Raw genomic sequence first — 15,102 nt, forward strand, 5'->3', positions numbered from 1 at the left:
CCCGCAGCGCACGCGGGGCTTTCCACAAGGCAGTGGTTGGGAACAGCTTGCCTTATGTGTTGGCGCCGGACATGTGTCGCGCCGCGATGTAGCCAAAGGTGATCGCAGGCCCGAGGGTGATGCCGCCGCCGGGGTAGTTGCCACCCATGATAGAGGCCGCGTCGTTGCCTGCGGAATAGAGGCCATTGATCGGGGTGCCTTGCTCGTTGAGTACCTGGGCATATTCGTTGGTCTTGAGGCCCGCGAAGGTGCCCAGATCGCCGACATAGAGACGCACCGCGTAGAACGGGCCTTTCTTGACGGGGGCGACGCAGGGGTTCGGTTTGTGCTTCGGATCGCCGAGAGAGCGATTGTAGGCGGTGGAGCCTTTGCCGAACTCAGGATCTTCGCCTTTGACCGCGTGTTTGTTGAATTCGTTCACGGTGCGCTCGAGTTGGTCTGCATCGCAGCCAATCTCACGCGCCAGCTCGCGAACGGTCTTGCCCTGCAAAAGGTAGCCGGCCTTGATCAGGCCCTTATAGGGCACCGGCGAGGGTTTCGCGTAGCCAAGGCCATATTTGCGGAAGGTGCGGTGATCCGCCACGAACCATGCGGCAATCTCGCCGTCTTCGCCATTTTCCTCGCGATTGCGTTTGACCATGGCCTGACAGAAGTCGTGGTAGCTCTGCGCTTCGTTGACAAAGCGTTTGCCGGAGCGTGTCACGGCAATCACACCGGGTTTGGAACGGTCGACGAAATGCGGGAAGGTGCCAGTCGTGCCATCGCCACGCGGCGGGCGAGAGATCGGCACCCAAGCGGCGGAATGCGGCAGCTCGGTGTTCACCGTTGCACCAACCGCTTCGCCAAGACGCAGGCCATCGCCGGTGTTGCCCGGAGGGGCGGGGGAAACATGCTCGTAGCCCGTGGGGGCGTGCGGCATCAGTTCCTTGCGGCGCACCGGATCCTGTGGGAAACCGCCAGCGGCCAGAACGACGCCTTTGCGGGCGATGACTTCGACCGGACCGTCGGGACGATTGACGATGGCGCCAAGGATGTCACCGTTTTCGGTTTTGATCAGGGATTTCACCGGAGACGAGGTCCAGATCGGCACGTTCTTATCGAAACAGGATTTCGCCAGACGCGCAACAAGCGCGTTGCCGTTCATCAGACGCATAGCACGACCGTGAAAGGTCACGTCACGGGCGAATTTTGCCACAAGCCCGGTCACATAAGCTGCCGAGATCGGCGATTTGGTGGCGTTGAAGAAGTGCAGCAATTCCTTGCCCGAGCCGATCATCATGCCGAGCACGGTGATTTCCCAAAGTGGCGGACGCAGGCGTTTGATTTCTTTGCCCAATTCACGACCGTCAAAGGGGCGTGCGACGATCGAGCGCCCGCCGTCCAGCCCGCCGGGGGCCGTCGGGTGATAATCCGAAAACGTCGGGCCAAGATCGAATTGCAGGGAGGTTTTGGTTTCGAAAAACTCCACCGCTTTCGGGCCGGCTTCGAGGAAGGCCTCGACGCGGGCTTCGTCGTAATGCTCACCGGTCTCGTGTTTGAGATAGGTGCGCGCTTTTTCCACACTGTCCTCGACCCCCGCGCGTTTCGCCGGGCCGTTGTTGGGAATCCAACTCCAACCGCCGGAACGTGCCGTGGTGCCGCCAAAGACCGGTTCTTTCTCGGCGACGATCACTTTCAGGCCACGGTGCGCGGCGGAGACTGCGCTCGACAGGCCGCCCGCACCGGAGCCGACGACTAGAACGTCTACTTCTTCTCTTTTCATCATGTCCTCCAATTTGCGGTTAAGCGGTCAAATAGCCGCCATCGACCGGAAGCAGCGCCCCGGTCATGTAGCTTGAGGCCTCGGAGGCCAGGAACAGCACGGGGCCGACCAGCTCTTCGGGTTTGCCGGGGCGTTTCATCGGCGTGTGCGCCATGAAGCGGCCGATGGCCTCGGGGTTTTCGCGTGTCGCGACGGTCATTGGGGTTTCGATCACGCCGGGGGCGATGGCATTGACGCGGACGCCATGTTCCGCGAGGTCCTGGGCCAGTGCGCGGGTCATCTGAAGCACGGCACCTTTCGAGGCGGCATAGGCCACAAGGCCGGGGCCCGTGGCAACAGACATGATCGATGCGAGGTTGATGATCCGCCCGTTGCTCTCTTTGAGTTGGCCGAGGAAAGCGCGCACCATGTTCATGGAGCCGGTCGCGTTCACCGTCATGACGGCATCCCAGTCGCCATCAAAGGTTTCCGAATCCGGCGCGGTACGGCGGATGATGCCCGCGTTGTTCACGAGAATCGCCGCGGGGCCACCAAAGGCCGCCTGCGCTTCGCTCGCGAGTTTCGCGCATCCTTCGCGGTCCGTGACGTCCACGCCCGCGCCAATCGCTTCGCCGCCTTGGGCGCGAATTTCTTCTGCAACTTTAAGTGCTTCTTCGGCTTGAATGTCACATGCGACGACTTTTGCACCTTCCGCGGCAAGGCCGAAAGCGATGGCTTTGCCATTGCCTTGGGCGGCTCCTGTCACGATGGCGACAGCGCCTTTGATCCCGTTCATGCGTCCTCCCTTGCGGCCCTCGGGCCGCCTCCTTTGTTCCTTTTCTGCCATAATATTTGGCAGTGAATAATTGATTTGATTATAGCAAACTTATTTACTTGCCAAGGCTGAAATTGAATTTTGGCAGCATCGCGAGAACGACTTCTGCGGCATTAACTTTGTTAAGTATATATTTTTATTATAAAATAGATGATACGCCTCTATTCTGATGCATGTCGCATCTATATTATTGACAAATTGGTTCGTCATTGAGAAATTTTAAGGAGGAGGACGCGTAGGCGCTAAAAAAAGCGCCACGCTGGCTGCACAGATATCACAGGGCGCGCCGCGCCCGTGTTTTGGGAGGATCATAATGAACATTTCGAACGAGCCGTTCCGGCTTGCTGTTTCCTTTATGGCTGCGCGGAGCATCAAGGCTGCAGGCGTGATCGGTGATCATCATGAGCACTGAACGTTTGCTGGAAATGCATGGGGTGACCAAGCTGTTCCCCGGTGTGCGTGCTTTGAGCGACATCACTTTTGATGTCCGGGCCGGTGAAGTTCACGGGCTTGTGGGCGAGAACGGTGCCGGGAAATCGACGCTAATGGGCGTCGCTTCAGGTGCGCTGAAGGCCACGGAAGGTCGTGTGACCCTCTCAGGTCAGCACATGGACGGCGACCCCGAGCTGGCGCGCGATCTGGGTCTTGCCATCGTGCGGCAGGAACCCGCACTGATGCCGGATCTGTCGGTGGCGGAAAACCTCTACCTCGGCCTGCCCGAAAAACTGCGGCCGTCTCTGTCCGGGTTGAATGACTGGGCGCGTGAGCTTTTGAAGCACTGGAGCAACGATGTCTCCATCGACCCGCGCGATCATGTGACCATGCTCAACCCCGAACAACGGTTCATCGTTGAGATCGTCAAGGCGCTGGAGTGTAAGCCAAAGGTTCTCGTGCTCGACGAGCCGACTGAACACCTCGCCGCCGAAGATGTGGCGCGTTTGTTCGAACGCGTCCGGGCTGTCACTGCACGCGGAGCCTCCGTTGTCTATATTTCCCACCGCATCCGCGAGGTGCAGGAGATCGCGGATCGCCTGACCGTGCTGCGCGATGGTGAGGGGCAGGGGACCTTCGACGCCCGAGAGCTGTCCGAAGACCAGATCGTGTCCCTGATCGTCGGTGGTGATCTTGATCGCACCTTCCCGCCAAAGGCCGCCCCGGGCCACAAGCCGACCGTGCTGGCGACACAGGATTTCTCCGGTCCAGGCTTCTCTCAGGTCTCGCTTCAGGTGCGGGCGGGCGAAATTCTCGGCCTCGCCGGGATTGACGCGAACGGCCAGCGCGAATTCATGCGGGCCCTGGCGGGCATCTACCGCAGCGAAGGGCATGTGACGCTGACCGGCGAAGACGTGTCCATTCGGTCGAGCAAGGGGGCAAAACGTCTGGGCATCTCTTATGTGCCCGGGGATCGTCACCGCGAAGGGATTTTTCCCGAACTCACCGTGCGCGAGAATTTCTCGATCCGCAGCCCGCATGAAGACGTGCGTGGCGGGTTGATCAGCAACCGCGCGGAGCATGGCCGCACGGTCGAGGCGATCCGTCAGTTCGCGGTGAAAACGCCCGATGGTGAGACGCCGATTCAATCCCTGTCGGGCGGCAACCAGCAAAAGGTTGTGCTTTCCAGTGTTCTGGCCGCCAAACCAAAGGTGCTTTTGGTCGATGAACCGACGCAGGGTGTCGACGTTGGCGCGCGGGCCGAAATTTATAAGGTGATCCGCGAAACCGCCGCCGCAGGCGTGGCCGTGATCCTTGTGTCTTCCGACCAGCAAGAGGTCGCGGGGCTCAGCGATCACGTGGCGATTTTCTCACGGGGCCGTGTCGTGGATATGCTCTCCGGCGATCGCGTGACCGAGGACAACATCACCTCCGCCGTGCTGAAATCTACGCAAGAGCGGGACAAACACCACACAGCTGTGGGCGCGTTCTGGAAATGGGCGGCGGGTAATGCCGCACCGCTGATCATGGTGGCGGCGGCGATCCTGTTGCTGGGCACTGTCGCGGGGATTTGGAACCCGTTCTATGTCTCACCGCGGTCCTTGACCGGGATGATGACCTTCGCCGCCACATTGGCGCTGGTGGGCTACGGACAGCAGATATTGATGCTGGTCAGGGGGATCGATCTCTCTGTCGGCCCGGTCATGGGCCTGTCACAGGTCGTGGCCTCATTCTTCCTGCTTTCCGACCTCGGGACAATGAGTCAGCTTCCCGGCTGGGTCCTGATGATCGCGGTCGCGCTGGTCGTCGGCTTTGTGAACTGGCTCTTGGTCGAAGGTCTGCGGATGCACCCGATGGTGGCCACCCTCGCGACCTTCATGGCGGTTCAGGCGATTTCGCTGATCCTGCGTCCGACACCGGGCGGCATGATCGACGGCGACATCATGATGGCGCTTTCGGCCAAGGTCGGCATTTTCCCCGTCACCTTCATCGCGGCGGTCATCGTGGCCTTCGTGCTCGAATACATGCTCTATCGGCGGCGGGTTGGCGTCTCTTTACGCGGCCTCGGCTCGCAACAGGAGGCGGCGCGCACCGCGGGCATCCACCCGAAACGCGTGCGGCTTCTGGCCTATATGGGGTGCTCCGTCTTTGCTGCGCTCGCGGCCATCACCATGATGGGCCAGATCGGCATTGGCGATCCGCGTGCCGGCCTGAGCTACACGCTGGGGTCCATCGCGGCCATCGTCATCGGCGGCGCGAGCCTCTTTGGCGGACGCGGCTCCTTTATCGGGGCGCTGCTCGGGGCGATCTTTATCGTTCAGGTGAATTCCGTGACCGTCTTCCTGCGTCTGAGCCAGGAATGGCAGCAATATCTTCTGGGCTTTCTCATCCTCGCCGCCGTGGCGCTCTATTCTAAGAGCCGGATGAAGGTGGTGCAGTCATGACCGACACAAGTTTTATGGGACAAAAGAACATGACCTCCGAGCGTGCCGGTTCGCGGCTGAAATCCACCCTGTTCAACGAGTTCTCCTGGATTTGGGGCGGGACAACTGCACTCTTCATCATTTGTGCCATTGTCGCGCCAGGCGTGGTGCGTCCGGCGGCGATCAGTTCGATGCTGCCCTTCGCCGCGATCCTCGCGATCACGGCGGTCGGGATGACCATCGTGATCCAGATGCGGGGTCTCGATATGTCGCTTCCGGGCGCCATGACCATCGCCGGGCTGTTGTTTGCCAAGATCGGTTTCATGACCGGATCGACGCTTTTGGCGGTGCCTTTGACGCTGGCCATCGCGATTGGCATCGGCATCGTCAACGGGCTTTTGGTGGCAAAGGTCAACATCACCCCCATCGTGGTGACGCTGGCGACCAATGCGATCCTGTTGGGCGCGGTGCGCAGCGTGTCGGGCGGCAGCCCGATGTCGGCGCCGAAAGAGCTTGAGGCGTTCTCGCACAGCACTCTGTTGGGCGTGCCGATGACCCTCGTTTTGGCCGTTCTGTTCATCGTGGCGATCAGCGTGATCACCAAGCGCACGATTGCCGGGCGCCGCTTTGTCGCGGTCGGCGCCAATCCGGCGGCGGCGACGGCGGCGGGCATCCCGGTGCTGCGCTATCAGGTCGCGACCTATGCGCTGGCCACTATGTGTTTCGCGGTCGCGGGGATGCTCTACACCGGCTTCATCGGCTCGGCCTCGCAAACGGCAGGCAATGACTATCTCCTGCCCGCGATTGCGGCGGTGGTTGTCGGCGGCACGCCCTTCTCGGGTGGGCGCGGCAGCGTGATCGCAAGCGGCGTCGCGGCGCTGTTCATCACGCTTCTGGGGCAGATGGTTCTGGCGCTTGGAGCAGGCACCTCTGTCCAGCTTCTGGTGCAGGCCTTGGCCATCATCGTGGCCGTTAGCGTGCGCTACCTTCCGGAGCTGTTCCAGGCCCTGCGCCGCTAAAATTTTCCGCGCCCGAAGACACTTGGTCTGTGGGCGCGGTTTTTATTTTTGATGCGGTTGAGGCAAGGCGTGAACGCTGTGTCTCCCGTGGTTTCAGGCGAGACATGTCGCCAGTGACCGATCCTAAAAGGAGCTTTTTGCCATGATTTCCATCATGACCTTGATGAAAACCAATTCCGAACTTACGGATGATATTATGACCGAAGCCGCGCCGGATATGGCGCAGCCCATCGACCCGAACGGCCCCGTGCTTGGGCGTGTGTTCAACCGGGTGTCGGATCGGTCTCAAAAGGGCATCACCTACGCGCGCAGCGATATTGAATTCGATGCGATTGGACAGTTTTTCTGCCGTGACATTTCCTCCGGCATGACGGCCGCGGGCGAAGGTGTCCTGGATATGACCATGGGCGTGCCCGGCGATGTTGTGGATGCGGTCGATCTCATCCTCTGCCTTCAGAATACCGTCGTCGAGCCGCCCAAGGACGGGTCGTGCCTCAAGCGCATGTCGATCCTGCGCAAACGCCCGGATGTGTCTGCGGAGTTCTTTCAGGAGCAATGGTTCGAGTTGCATGCCATTCTGGTCAAACGCCTGCCGGGGCTGAAAGGATATCGTCAGAACCTCGTGCTGGACGGTCCGCGCAACGCGCAAGGCGAGATGATGGTCGATGGCATGGTGGAACTGTGGTTCGAGGACGGGGCGGCCATTGATGCGGCTTTCGGGTCCGACATCGGCAATACGACGATGATGCATGCCAAGGAATTCATTGCGGAAATCTCGACCTTCCTCGTTGAGCCACACTGTGTGAGAGGCCTGTCCTGACGCGGTTCGCGTGAGGATGTTAAAAACATGACTCCTGATCTGACTTTCCTGATCGTGCTGACGATCTCCGTCACCATCCTTGGCCTGTCCAAGGGCGGTTTTGCCGGTATCGGCATGGTCAGCACGCCCTTGGTCGCGGCCTTTAGCGATCCTTTGACGGCGGTGGCGCTCATGCTGCCGATCATGATCGTGCAGGATGTTGTGGCGGTCTATCTCTACCGCTTCGAATTCGACAAATCGCTGCTGATCAAGATGATCCCCGGCGGTGTCCTCGGGGTTTTTGCAGCCTATCTTTTGGCCTCGAGCGTGCCGGAATGGGTGATCAAGGCGGCCTTGGGCGGGGTTTCCCTGTTGTTCTCGATCTGGCAAGCGGTGCTGATGGCGCGGGGAATGCCTGAGATTCCGGCCAAGCCGCGTCACGACACTCTGCTGGGTGTGGCGGCAGGCGCTGCAGGCGGGTTTGCCAGCGCCATCGCCCACGTCGGTTCGCCGCCGTTTCAGATCTACGTCATGCCCAAACACCTGCGCAAAGAGATCTATGTCGGCACCAGCGTGATGTTCTTTGCCGCGCTCAATTTGATGAAACTGCCGAGTTTTGCCGCACTTGGGTTCTACAACCGCGAGACCGTGCATCTCAGCCTGTTCTTCATCCCGCTGGCCGTCGTCTCAAGCTGGGCCGGATCGCGGCTGGTGCGCTATGTCGATCCGCGTGCCTTCAATCTGATCATCACTCTGATCCTGTTCTTCGTCAGTTTTGTGCTGATCTGGCAGGCCTATATCGACGCCGTCGCCTGATCCAGGCAGATTGCATAGAGAGTCTACAAACTTTAGGACATCCATTATGAAACGCTACTCGCTCCTCGATCTTGCCCCCGTTGCCGAAGGCCATGGTGTCGATGAGGCGCTAGCCAATTGTGTCTCTCTGGCGGTGGCGGCGGAACAGGCCGGGTATCACCGTTATTGGGTGGCCGAGCATCACAATATGATCGGCATCGCCAGCTCCGCCACCGCCGTCTTGATCGGCCAGATCGCGGCGGCGACCAAAGAGATGCGGGTCGGCGCAGGCGGCATCATGTTGCCCAACCACGCGCCCTTGATGGTGGCCGAACAGTTCGGCACGCTGTCTTTGATGCACAAGGGTCGGATCGATTTGGGCCTTGGCCGGGCGCCGGGCACGGATATGTCGACCGCCCGCGCGCTGCGCCGGAACATGCAACAGGGCGACACGTTTCCGCATGATGTGCAGGAGTTGATCGCCTATCTCGGCGATGTGCCCGAGGGCGCGCCGGTGCGGGCCATTCCCGGCATGGGCACCCATGTGCCGGTGTGGATTTTGGGATCGAGCCTTTATGGCGCGCAGCTTGCGGCGCATTTCGGCCTGCCTTACGCGTTTGCGTCGCATTTCGCGCCGGATATGTTGGAGGAGGCGCTGCACGTCTATCGGACCGCCTTCCAGCCGTCAGACAGTTTGGCCGAACCCTATGCGGTGATGGCCGCCAGCGTCTGTGCCGCCGAGAGCGATGAGGAGGCGGCCTATCTGCGCACCTCACAGCTTCAGGCCTTCGCCAATATCGTGACCAACAACCGGGGCAAATTGCCAAAACCTTCGCTCGAAGCCGTGGCCAAGATGCCCTATCCGGTGCGCGCGCAGGTGGACCGCATGCTGAGCTGTGCCGCCGTCGGTGGGCCTGAGACGCTTGCGACGCAGATCTCGGCACTGATCGCCCGGTATCAGCCCGATGAGCTGATGGTGACGGGGATGATCCACGACCAGACCGCGCGCATCCGCTCTTTCGAGATCGCGGCGGAGGTCATGCGCGGGCTTTGATGGCCCCTGACACTGGTCCATGAAGAGGGATAGGATACCCGTAGATGGAGGATCAGTGAAGGGTCCGCTACAACCAATATCCTGCATCCGTCCGCGCGGCATCGGCAACCAACGCATCAATCAGAGCACGCTGAGCGGGTTTGAGATAGCGTGAGCCTGGCCAGACGACGTGGATCGGCATTTCCGCCCCTGAAAATGTTTCCAGCACCGGAACCAGAGCGCCGGTGCTGAGTGCGCTGCTGACCAGCCAGGTTGGCAGTTGCGACAGGCCTGCACCCGCCAGCGTTGCCTCCAGCATCGCGTCACCATCGCTGAATTCATGACGTGCCCGGATCAGCTGGGCGGTCAATGTGCCATCGGGCTGACGCAGCAGCCACGACGCGGGCACGGCTTTGCGCCGGGTGCCGATGATGCAATCCCGCTCCGTCAGCTCGGCGGCGGTTTGCGGCGCTCCGTGCCGGGCGAGGTAGGCTGGGCTGGCACAGATCACCAGCCGTTGCCGCCCCAGTCGACGCGCCACGAGGTCGGCGTCATCGCTTAGCGCCCCGATCCGCACCACGAGGTCCACGCCCGCGTCGATCAGATTGATCCGCCGCTCGGTAAAGCTGACCGCGAGGTCGAGCGCGGGATGCGCCTGCGCCAGTTGCATGAGGACAGGCATCACATGCCGCCGTCCGAAGGCCGCAGGCAAGTGGATGTTCAGCCGGCCAGAAATCCGCCCGCTGCCCTCTGTGACCGAATGCTCCAGTCCCTCGACGTCGGATAGAATTGTCTCCCAGCCATCGAAATAGCGCTGCCCCTCCGTCGTCAGGGACAGCCGCCGCGTGGTGCGATGCAACAGTTGCGTGCCGAGCCGCGCCTCCAGCCGCGAGACGCTTTTGCCCACGGCCGACCCGGTGAGGCCCAGCACGAGGCCTGCGGCGGTAAAGGAGCCGCTGCGCACGACTTCTACAAACTCGCGCACCCCGGCAAAGGGATCATCAGCATCACGCATTATGGAATCTCAGGACGGAATGAATGAAATTAAAAGCATATTATCATTCGCGAAGAGATCAATAGATTGCGGGTCTGAAAGGAAGGCCCGATGACACACCACAGCCTGCACACCGCAGACACTGCCACCGCGACGGCCCGCCACGCCGGGTTCCAGCGCCTGTTTGCGCCTGGCGAGATGACGCTCGGCCTGATCATGCCGCTTGAGACCTATCCGACCGTCGGAGTTCCGACAATGGCGGCGCATCTCGATCTCGCCCGCCATGCGGAAGACATCGGGATTTCCGCACTTTGGATGCGCGACATTCCCTTTTTCGATCCACAATATGGCGACGCGGGGCAGGTGTTCGAGCCCTTGACCTATATCGCCGTGCTGCTCAGCGTGACCCGAAAGATCGCGCTTGGCACCGCCGGGATCGTCCTGCCGTTTCGGGACCCGAATCTGCTGGCGCGTCAGGTCGCGAGCCTCGATCAGCTGTCGGGCGGGCGGATGCTGGCCGGGCTGTCCTCCGGTGACCGGCCAAAGGAGTACCCGCTCTTCGACATCGACTTTGACAGGCGGGCAGAGCGGTTCCGCGAGGCCTATGATTTGTACCGCCAGTTCACCGAAACCCCTGCGCCAGCCTATGAGACAGAGCGTTTTGGCGCTTCTCCCGGTGGGTTCGACGTGTTGCCGAAACCCCCGCTGGGGCGGACGCCAGCCCTCGCCATTGGCCGCGCCGGGCAGGGCGTCGATTGGATCGGCGCCCAGATGGAAGGTCTCATCGTGCCGAGCCCTTCTGAGCCGGATTTGCCACAGGCGGTCGCCGATTGGCGCGCGGCCAGCGGTGATGCGTTCAAACCCTATGGCATCGCGGGGTTCCTGCACCTGTCCTCTGATCGGGACCGTCCCTTCGAGCGGGTCCGTGCCGGGTTCAAGACCGGCAGTAAGGGTCTCGCTGATTTCATGGAGCGCGCCCGCGACGCCGGTGTGAACCACATCGCGCTCAACCCGCGCTTCACCACCCGCCCCATGACCGACGTGCTGGCCGATCTTGAACGCGACGTGCTGCCACGCTTCCCCTCCCTGATGGAAAGGACCTGAGATGTCCCAACTTTTTACCCCTTACGATCTCGCGGGGCTGACCCTGCCGAACCGCGTCGTCATGGCGCCGATGACCCGCTCCCGCGCGATGACCGGCGTGCCGGATGAGCAAACAGCGCTCTACTATGCGCAACGCGCCAGTGCCGGGCTATTGATCACCGAAGGCGCACCCGTCAGCCAAGAAGGTAACGGCTATCTCTACACCCCTGGCATCTACACGGATGAGCAAGAGGCCGGTTGGGCCAAAGTCACCAAGGCGGTGCATGATCGTGGCGGGCGTATCTTTGTGCAGCTTTGGCATGTCGGCCGTGTGTCGCATGTTTCCCTGCAGCCGGGCGCGGCCGCGCCGGTATCGGCCAGCGCGCAGCGTGGCGAAGGGGCGTTCTCCTTTGCCATCGGCCCAGACGGCGCGCCGGGGCAGCAGCCCGCCTCCACACCCCGCGCGCTGGAGACCGAAGAGGTCGCGCGTGTCACTGCCGATTTCGTGGCCGCCGCCAAACGCGCAATCCGCGCGGGCTTTGACGGCGTCGAAATTCACGGCGCCAACAGCTACCTGTTCGAACAGTTCTTGAACGCAGGCTCCAACCAGCGCGAGGACCGTTACGGCGGCAGCATCGAGAACCGGATGCGATTTCTGCTAGAGACCATCGACGCCGTGGCCGCCGAGATCGGTATGAACCGCACCGGCGTTCGCATTTCTCCGTTCGGGCGATTGTCCGGGATGTCGGCCTTTGAGGGCGAGGCAGAGACGTGGCTCGCCGTGGCCGAGGCGCTGGAAGATCGCCAACCGGCCTATGTCCACCTGAGCGATCAGTTGAGCATCGGGGGCGAAGCAATGCCCGCAGGCTTTCCTTCGCAGTTCTGCAAGACCTTCACCGGCACGTTGATCGCGGCAGGCGGCTTTACGCAAGAAACCGGCGAACAGGCACTGAAGGACGGCGCTCTCGACCTCATCGCCTTTGGCAAACCCTTTATCGCCAATCCCGATCTGGTGGAGCGGATGCAGAACGGCTGGCCGATCAACATTGCCCCGCGCGACGCCTTCTACGGTGGCACAGGGACCGCCGGTTACACAGATTTCCCGACATGGGACCAAGAGAGAGACGAAACCAATGAATGACATGACCCCCCTGTCCGTGATGGACACCACCCGTGAGGACCGCATCACAACGATGCTCGATCGCGAGGATATCCGCACCCTGCGCCAACATTACAGCGCCCTTTTGGACGGCAACGAAGCCGACCGCATGGCCGAGGTCTTCACCGATGACGCCGAAGTGGTCGTAACCGTCGGGTCGATGAAGGGGTTGGAGGAGATCAAGACGAGCCTCAGAGGCGCCTATCGGATGTTCGACAGTCGCAAGGCGGGGCACTTCCCCTTTGTGCACGCCATCGCCAACCATGAGATCACCCTGACCGGCCCGGATACTGCGACGGGCAGCTGCTATCTGCTGGATTTCGTCACGGATCGCCCCGGCCCACAGCACCCTTTCCTGCTGCTCGGTCGCTATGTGGACGACTATGTCCGCGTGAACGGAGAATGGCGCATCTCCCGGTCAGAACTTGATGTGCTTTGGCCGAATGACGGCGCAGAGGAAGACTAATTTCATGCTGGACACAACTGCTATGCCCCAAAGCTTCTCGCGGGTGTTCTGTGAGGGCCGACTGTCTGTTGGCCTGATCACTCCGCTGGAAGCCTATCCCGACAGCCCGTTTCCGACGCTGAAGGATCATCAACAGGTCTCCAAACAGGCCGAAGACGCTGGCTTTGGCAGCATCTGGGTCCGTGATGTGCCGTTTTATGATCCGAACTTCGGCGATGCCGCGCAGATGCTCGATCCTTTCGTGTACGCGGGTTACCTCGCTGCGGTGACTGAGCGGATCACCATCGGCACCACCGGCATCGTCTTGCCGCTGCGCGAGCCTGTGTCGGTCGCGAAACAGGCCTTGTCCGTGGATCGGCTGACCGAGGGGCGGTTCATCCTCGGGCTGTCGACCGGTGATCGCCCCGTGGAATATCCGGCCTTCAACATCGATTTCGAGGACAGGGGAGAGCGGTATCGCGAGGCGGTGGAGGTCATCCGCATCCTGTCGGAAACTCGCTTCCCTAAGGCAGAGACGCTGCGTTTCGGCACCTTCTCCGGCAATCTCGACATGCATCCAAAGCCGGTGCATGGCCGCTTGCCGATCATGGCCGTGGGGCGAGCCCGGCAACCGATCGAATGGCTGGCGAAAAACGTCGATGCGTGGATCTGGGCGGTGGATGACGACACTGCAATCCGCGAAATCCTGACCGCGCTCAAGGATGCGGCAGGAGAGGGGATGCCGCCGGCCTATGGCTATTCGACGTTCTTCGATCTTGATCCGAACCCGGACGCGCCCTACCAGCGGTTCTACAATGTAGTGCGGATCGGTCGGAAGGCATTGATTGAGCGGCTGTTGCACCACCGCGATCTGGGCGTGCGTCACGTCGCGCTGAACCTGAAGCCCTCGCAACGAGCGGCGCAATCGGTGATTGACGAGATGGGCAGCCATGTTCTGCCTGCGCTGGAAGCTGCGTGATGATCTCGGATCGCGGTCACATCCGCAGTCTGCTCGACGATCTGACAACGGCTTGGGCCTGCGGCGCATGGGGTGCATTGCGCCCGGATTTCGCCCCGGATGCCCGATTGATCAGCGCCCAGCATGGCGCGCGCTCCGGGGCCGGTGAGATTGTCGATGCCCTGCGCCAAGATCGCTTCGCGCATCGGGTCAGCAACCATTACATCGGTATCCAGAGAGACGACGCTGCGACCAGTCTCTATCTCTTTGGCCTGATGGAGGATGGTGGCGCGCCGCTGTTTCTCTTCGGCATGACATTGATCCTCCGGCTGCGCCGCAGTCCTGCGGGTTGGCAGATCACCGAACTGCGCATGGAGGCCATGTGGAGCAAAGGCAGCCCGCGCCTTGTGCCGCACTGGCTGCAAGTGCCGGGGGATCGTGGCTGGCAACCGGGCGATCCGTCGCCGGTGATTGTCAGTGAATTGCACGCGCCTTGGCACATCCTGCCCGATGCGCCAGTGCCCGATGCTTTGGAAGACGCCCTGCCCGAACTTTACGCCCGCTACGCCTTCGCCGTTGATCAGAACGATATCGGTCTGCTGGTCAGCGCCTATGCCGAGGATGTCTCCGGCGGCTTTGCGCCCCTGGGCAATTTCGAAGGGCGAGACACTGTGATTGGACAGCTGAAAAGCTTTCGCCATCTGGCCCCGTTCTGGCAACATTTCGCAGAGGTGGTGGCCATTGAGGACGAAGAGGACGGCCAACATGCCCGGATGATCGTCGGTCGCATCATCCCAGAAAGGCCGGTCGACCGCACCGGCGCTCCCCTCTATGGCGCGCACTGCCAGTTGCGTGTCCGACGCGACGGCCGCCGCTGGCGCATCTGTTGGAGTGACTATCGCCCCGGATGGTTCACATCAGATTGGACCTGTCGCGGTTTGGTGCCGCTCCTTTGATAGCATACTGTGCAGCAAAGGAGACGAACTATGGGCATGGGAAGAACGGATGAATTCCGCAAAGATGCAGTGCGAATTGCGCTGACGAGCGGGCTGACACGGCGACAAGTTGCGGATGATCTGGGTGTTGGGCTTTCGACGCTGAACAATTGGGTGAACGCGCACCGTGATACGGATGTGGTATCCCCCGAGGAACGCGAGCTTGCGCTGGAGAACGAACGGCTGCGGCGCGAGAACCGTATCCTCAAGGAGGCGCGCGACATCCTAAAAAACTATTCTGGGCCGACGCCCGCCTGTGCGCGCTAGAAACAGCCTGTGCTACACTGACGCCGAAGGGCAGTTGCCGATGGCTTATTGGTGGGCTGGACCCCGTTAAAAAACGTGGCACATGGGCTGATGCGCACTTGAGAGTGGTGACGTCGCGGTTGTG

Annotated in this window: 13 protein-coding genes and 1 pseudogene; 11 read left to right on the forward strand and 3 right to left on the reverse strand. The window is 61.4% G+C overall.

Annotation, left to right across the window (positions count from 1 at the left end):
• Positions 1–52: 52 nt before the first annotated feature.
• Both AQS8620_RS11815 and AQS8620_RS11820 read right to left on the reverse strand, forming a co-directional pair.
• Positions 53–1,774, reverse strand: coding sequence for an FAD-dependent oxidoreductase (locus AQS8620_RS11815; protein ID WP_268805464.1), 1,722 nt, complete (start codon positions 1,772–1,774; stop codon positions 53–55).
• Positions 1,775–1,781: 7 nt separating this feature from the next.
• Positions 1,782–2,537, reverse strand: a complete 756-nt coding sequence (locus AQS8620_RS11820; RefSeq protein ID WP_085837133.1) for an SDR family NAD(P)-dependent oxidoreductase — start codon at positions 2,535–2,537, stop codon at positions 1,782–1,784.
• A gap of 440 nt (positions 2,538–2,977) precedes the next feature.
• On the opposite strand from AQS8620_RS11820, the gene AQS8620_RS11825 reads away from it, so the two are divergent.
• The 5 genes from AQS8620_RS11825 (at position 2,978) to AQS8620_RS11845 (ending at position 9,098) form a co-directional block, all read left to right on the forward strand.
• Positions 2,978–5,452 (forward strand): ATP-binding cassette domain-containing protein, encoded by a 2,475-nt coding sequence (locus tag AQS8620_RS11825; RefSeq protein WP_234990464.1) that lies wholly within the window; start codon positions 2,978–2,980, stop codon positions 5,450–5,452.
• Positions 5,449–6,450, forward strand: coding sequence for an ABC transporter permease (locus tag AQS8620_RS11830; protein WP_085837097.1), 1,002 nt, complete (start codon positions 5,449–5,451; stop codon positions 6,448–6,450). The genes AQS8620_RS11825 and AQS8620_RS11830 overlap by 4 nt, the downstream gene beginning before the upstream one ends.
• Positions 6,451–6,592: 142 nt before the next feature.
• A complete protein-coding gene (locus AQS8620_RS11835; protein ID WP_085837098.1) occupies positions 6,593–7,270 on the forward strand; it encodes an EthD family reductase in 678 nt (225 codons plus the stop codon).
• 27 nt (positions 7,271–7,297) lie between these two features.
• On the forward strand, positions 7,298–8,065 hold the full coding sequence (locus AQS8620_RS11840; protein ID WP_085837099.1) for a sulfite exporter TauE/SafE family protein: 768 nt from the start codon (positions 7,298–7,300) through the stop codon (positions 8,063–8,065).
• 46 nt (positions 8,066–8,111) lie between these two features.
• Positions 8,112–9,098: an LLM class flavin-dependent oxidoreductase gene (locus tag AQS8620_RS11845; RefSeq protein ID WP_085837100.1), complete on the forward strand. Its 987-nt coding sequence runs from the start codon at positions 8,112–8,114 to the stop codon at positions 9,096–9,098.
• A gap of 67 nt (positions 9,099–9,165) precedes the next feature.
• On the opposite strand, the gene AQS8620_RS11850 is transcribed toward AQS8620_RS11845, so the two are convergent.
• Positions 9,166–10,092: a LysR family transcriptional regulator gene (locus AQS8620_RS11850; protein ID WP_085837101.1), complete on the reverse strand. Its 927-nt coding sequence runs from the start codon at positions 10,090–10,092 to the stop codon at positions 9,166–9,168.
• A 90-nt stretch (positions 10,093–10,182) separates the two neighbouring features.
• On the opposite strand from AQS8620_RS11850, the gene AQS8620_RS11855 reads away from it, so the two are divergent.
• The 6 genes and pseudogenes from AQS8620_RS11855 to AQS8620_RS11880 form a co-directional block, all read left to right on the forward strand.
• The gene (locus tag AQS8620_RS11855) at positions 10,183–11,175 is read left to right on the forward strand and encodes a TIGR03571 family LLM class oxidoreductase (protein ID WP_085837102.1); all 993 of its coding nucleotides are present in this window, start codon (positions 10,183–10,185) and stop codon (positions 11,173–11,175) included.
• A gap of 1 nt (position 11,176) precedes the next feature.
• Positions 11,177–12,295 (forward strand): alkene reductase, encoded by a 1,119-nt coding sequence (locus AQS8620_RS11860; RefSeq protein ID WP_085837103.1) that lies wholly within the window; start codon positions 11,177–11,179, stop codon positions 12,293–12,295.
• Entirely contained in the window at positions 12,288–12,779 is a 492-nt protein-coding gene (locus AQS8620_RS11865; RefSeq protein ID WP_085837104.1) for a nuclear transport factor 2 family protein, read from the forward strand. Before AQS8620_RS11860 ends, AQS8620_RS11865 begins: the two co-directional genes overlap by 8 nt.
• Before the next feature lie 4 nt (positions 12,780–12,783).
• A complete protein-coding gene (locus AQS8620_RS11870) occupies positions 12,784–13,737 on the forward strand; it encodes a TIGR03571 family LLM class oxidoreductase (protein WP_200809623.1) in 954 nt (317 codons plus the stop codon).
• A complete protein-coding gene (locus AQS8620_RS11875) occupies positions 13,737–14,672 on the forward strand; it encodes a nuclear transport factor 2 family protein (protein WP_085837106.1) in 936 nt (311 codons plus the stop codon). Before AQS8620_RS11870 ends, AQS8620_RS11875 begins: the two co-directional genes overlap by 1 nt.
• Before the next feature lie 30 nt (positions 14,673–14,702).
• A pseudogene (locus AQS8620_RS11880) lies at positions 14,703–14,942 on the forward strand (transposase); the annotation flags it as partial.
• Positions 14,943–15,102 lie beyond the last annotated feature (160 nt).

Source organism: Aquimixticola soesokkakensis (genome assembly GCF_900172375.1).
Classification (GTDB): domain Bacteria; phylum Pseudomonadota; class Alphaproteobacteria; order Rhodobacterales; family Rhodobacteraceae; genus Aquimixticola; species Aquimixticola soesokkakensis.

Coding starts and splice junctions, on each gene's coding strand:
- AQS8620_RS11860 (WP_085837103.1), top strand. CDS start 11,177: ATGTCCCAACTTTTTACCCCTTACGATCTCGCGGGGCTGACCCTGCCG.
- AQS8620_RS11820 (WP_085837133.1), bottom strand. CDS start 2,537: ATGAACGGGATCAAAGGCGCTGTCGCCATCGTGACAGGAGCCGCCCAA.
- AQS8620_RS11835 (WP_085837098.1), top strand. CDS start 6,593: ATGATTTCCATCATGACCTTGATGAAAACCAATTCCGAACTTACGGAT.
- AQS8620_RS11825 (WP_234990464.1), top strand. CDS start 2,978: ATGAGCACTGAACGTTTGCTGGAAATGCATGGGGTGACCAAGCTGTTC.
- AQS8620_RS11855 (WP_085837102.1), top strand. CDS start 10,183: ATGACACACCACAGCCTGCACACCGCAGACACTGCCACCGCGACGGCC.
- AQS8620_RS11850 (WP_085837101.1), bottom strand. CDS start 10,092: ATGCGTGATGCTGATGATCCCTTTGCCGGGGTGCGCGAGTTTGTAGAA.
- AQS8620_RS11830 (WP_085837097.1), top strand. CDS start 5,449: ATGACCGACACAAGTTTTATGGGACAAAAGAACATGACCTCCGAGCGT.
- AQS8620_RS11865 (WP_085837104.1), top strand. CDS start 12,288: ATGAATGACATGACCCCCCTGTCCGTGATGGACACCACCCGTGAGGAC.
- AQS8620_RS11845 (WP_085837100.1), top strand. CDS start 8,112: ATGAAACGCTACTCGCTCCTCGATCTTGCCCCCGTTGCCGAAGGCCAT.
- AQS8620_RS11870 (WP_200809623.1), top strand. CDS start 12,784: ATGCTGGACACAACTGCTATGCCCCAAAGCTTCTCGCGGGTGTTCTGT.
- AQS8620_RS11840 (WP_085837099.1), top strand. CDS start 7,298: ATGACTCCTGATCTGACTTTCCTGATCGTGCTGACGATCTCCGTCACC.
- AQS8620_RS11875 (WP_085837106.1), top strand. CDS start 13,737: ATGATCTCGGATCGCGGTCACATCCGCAGTCTGCTCGACGATCTGACA.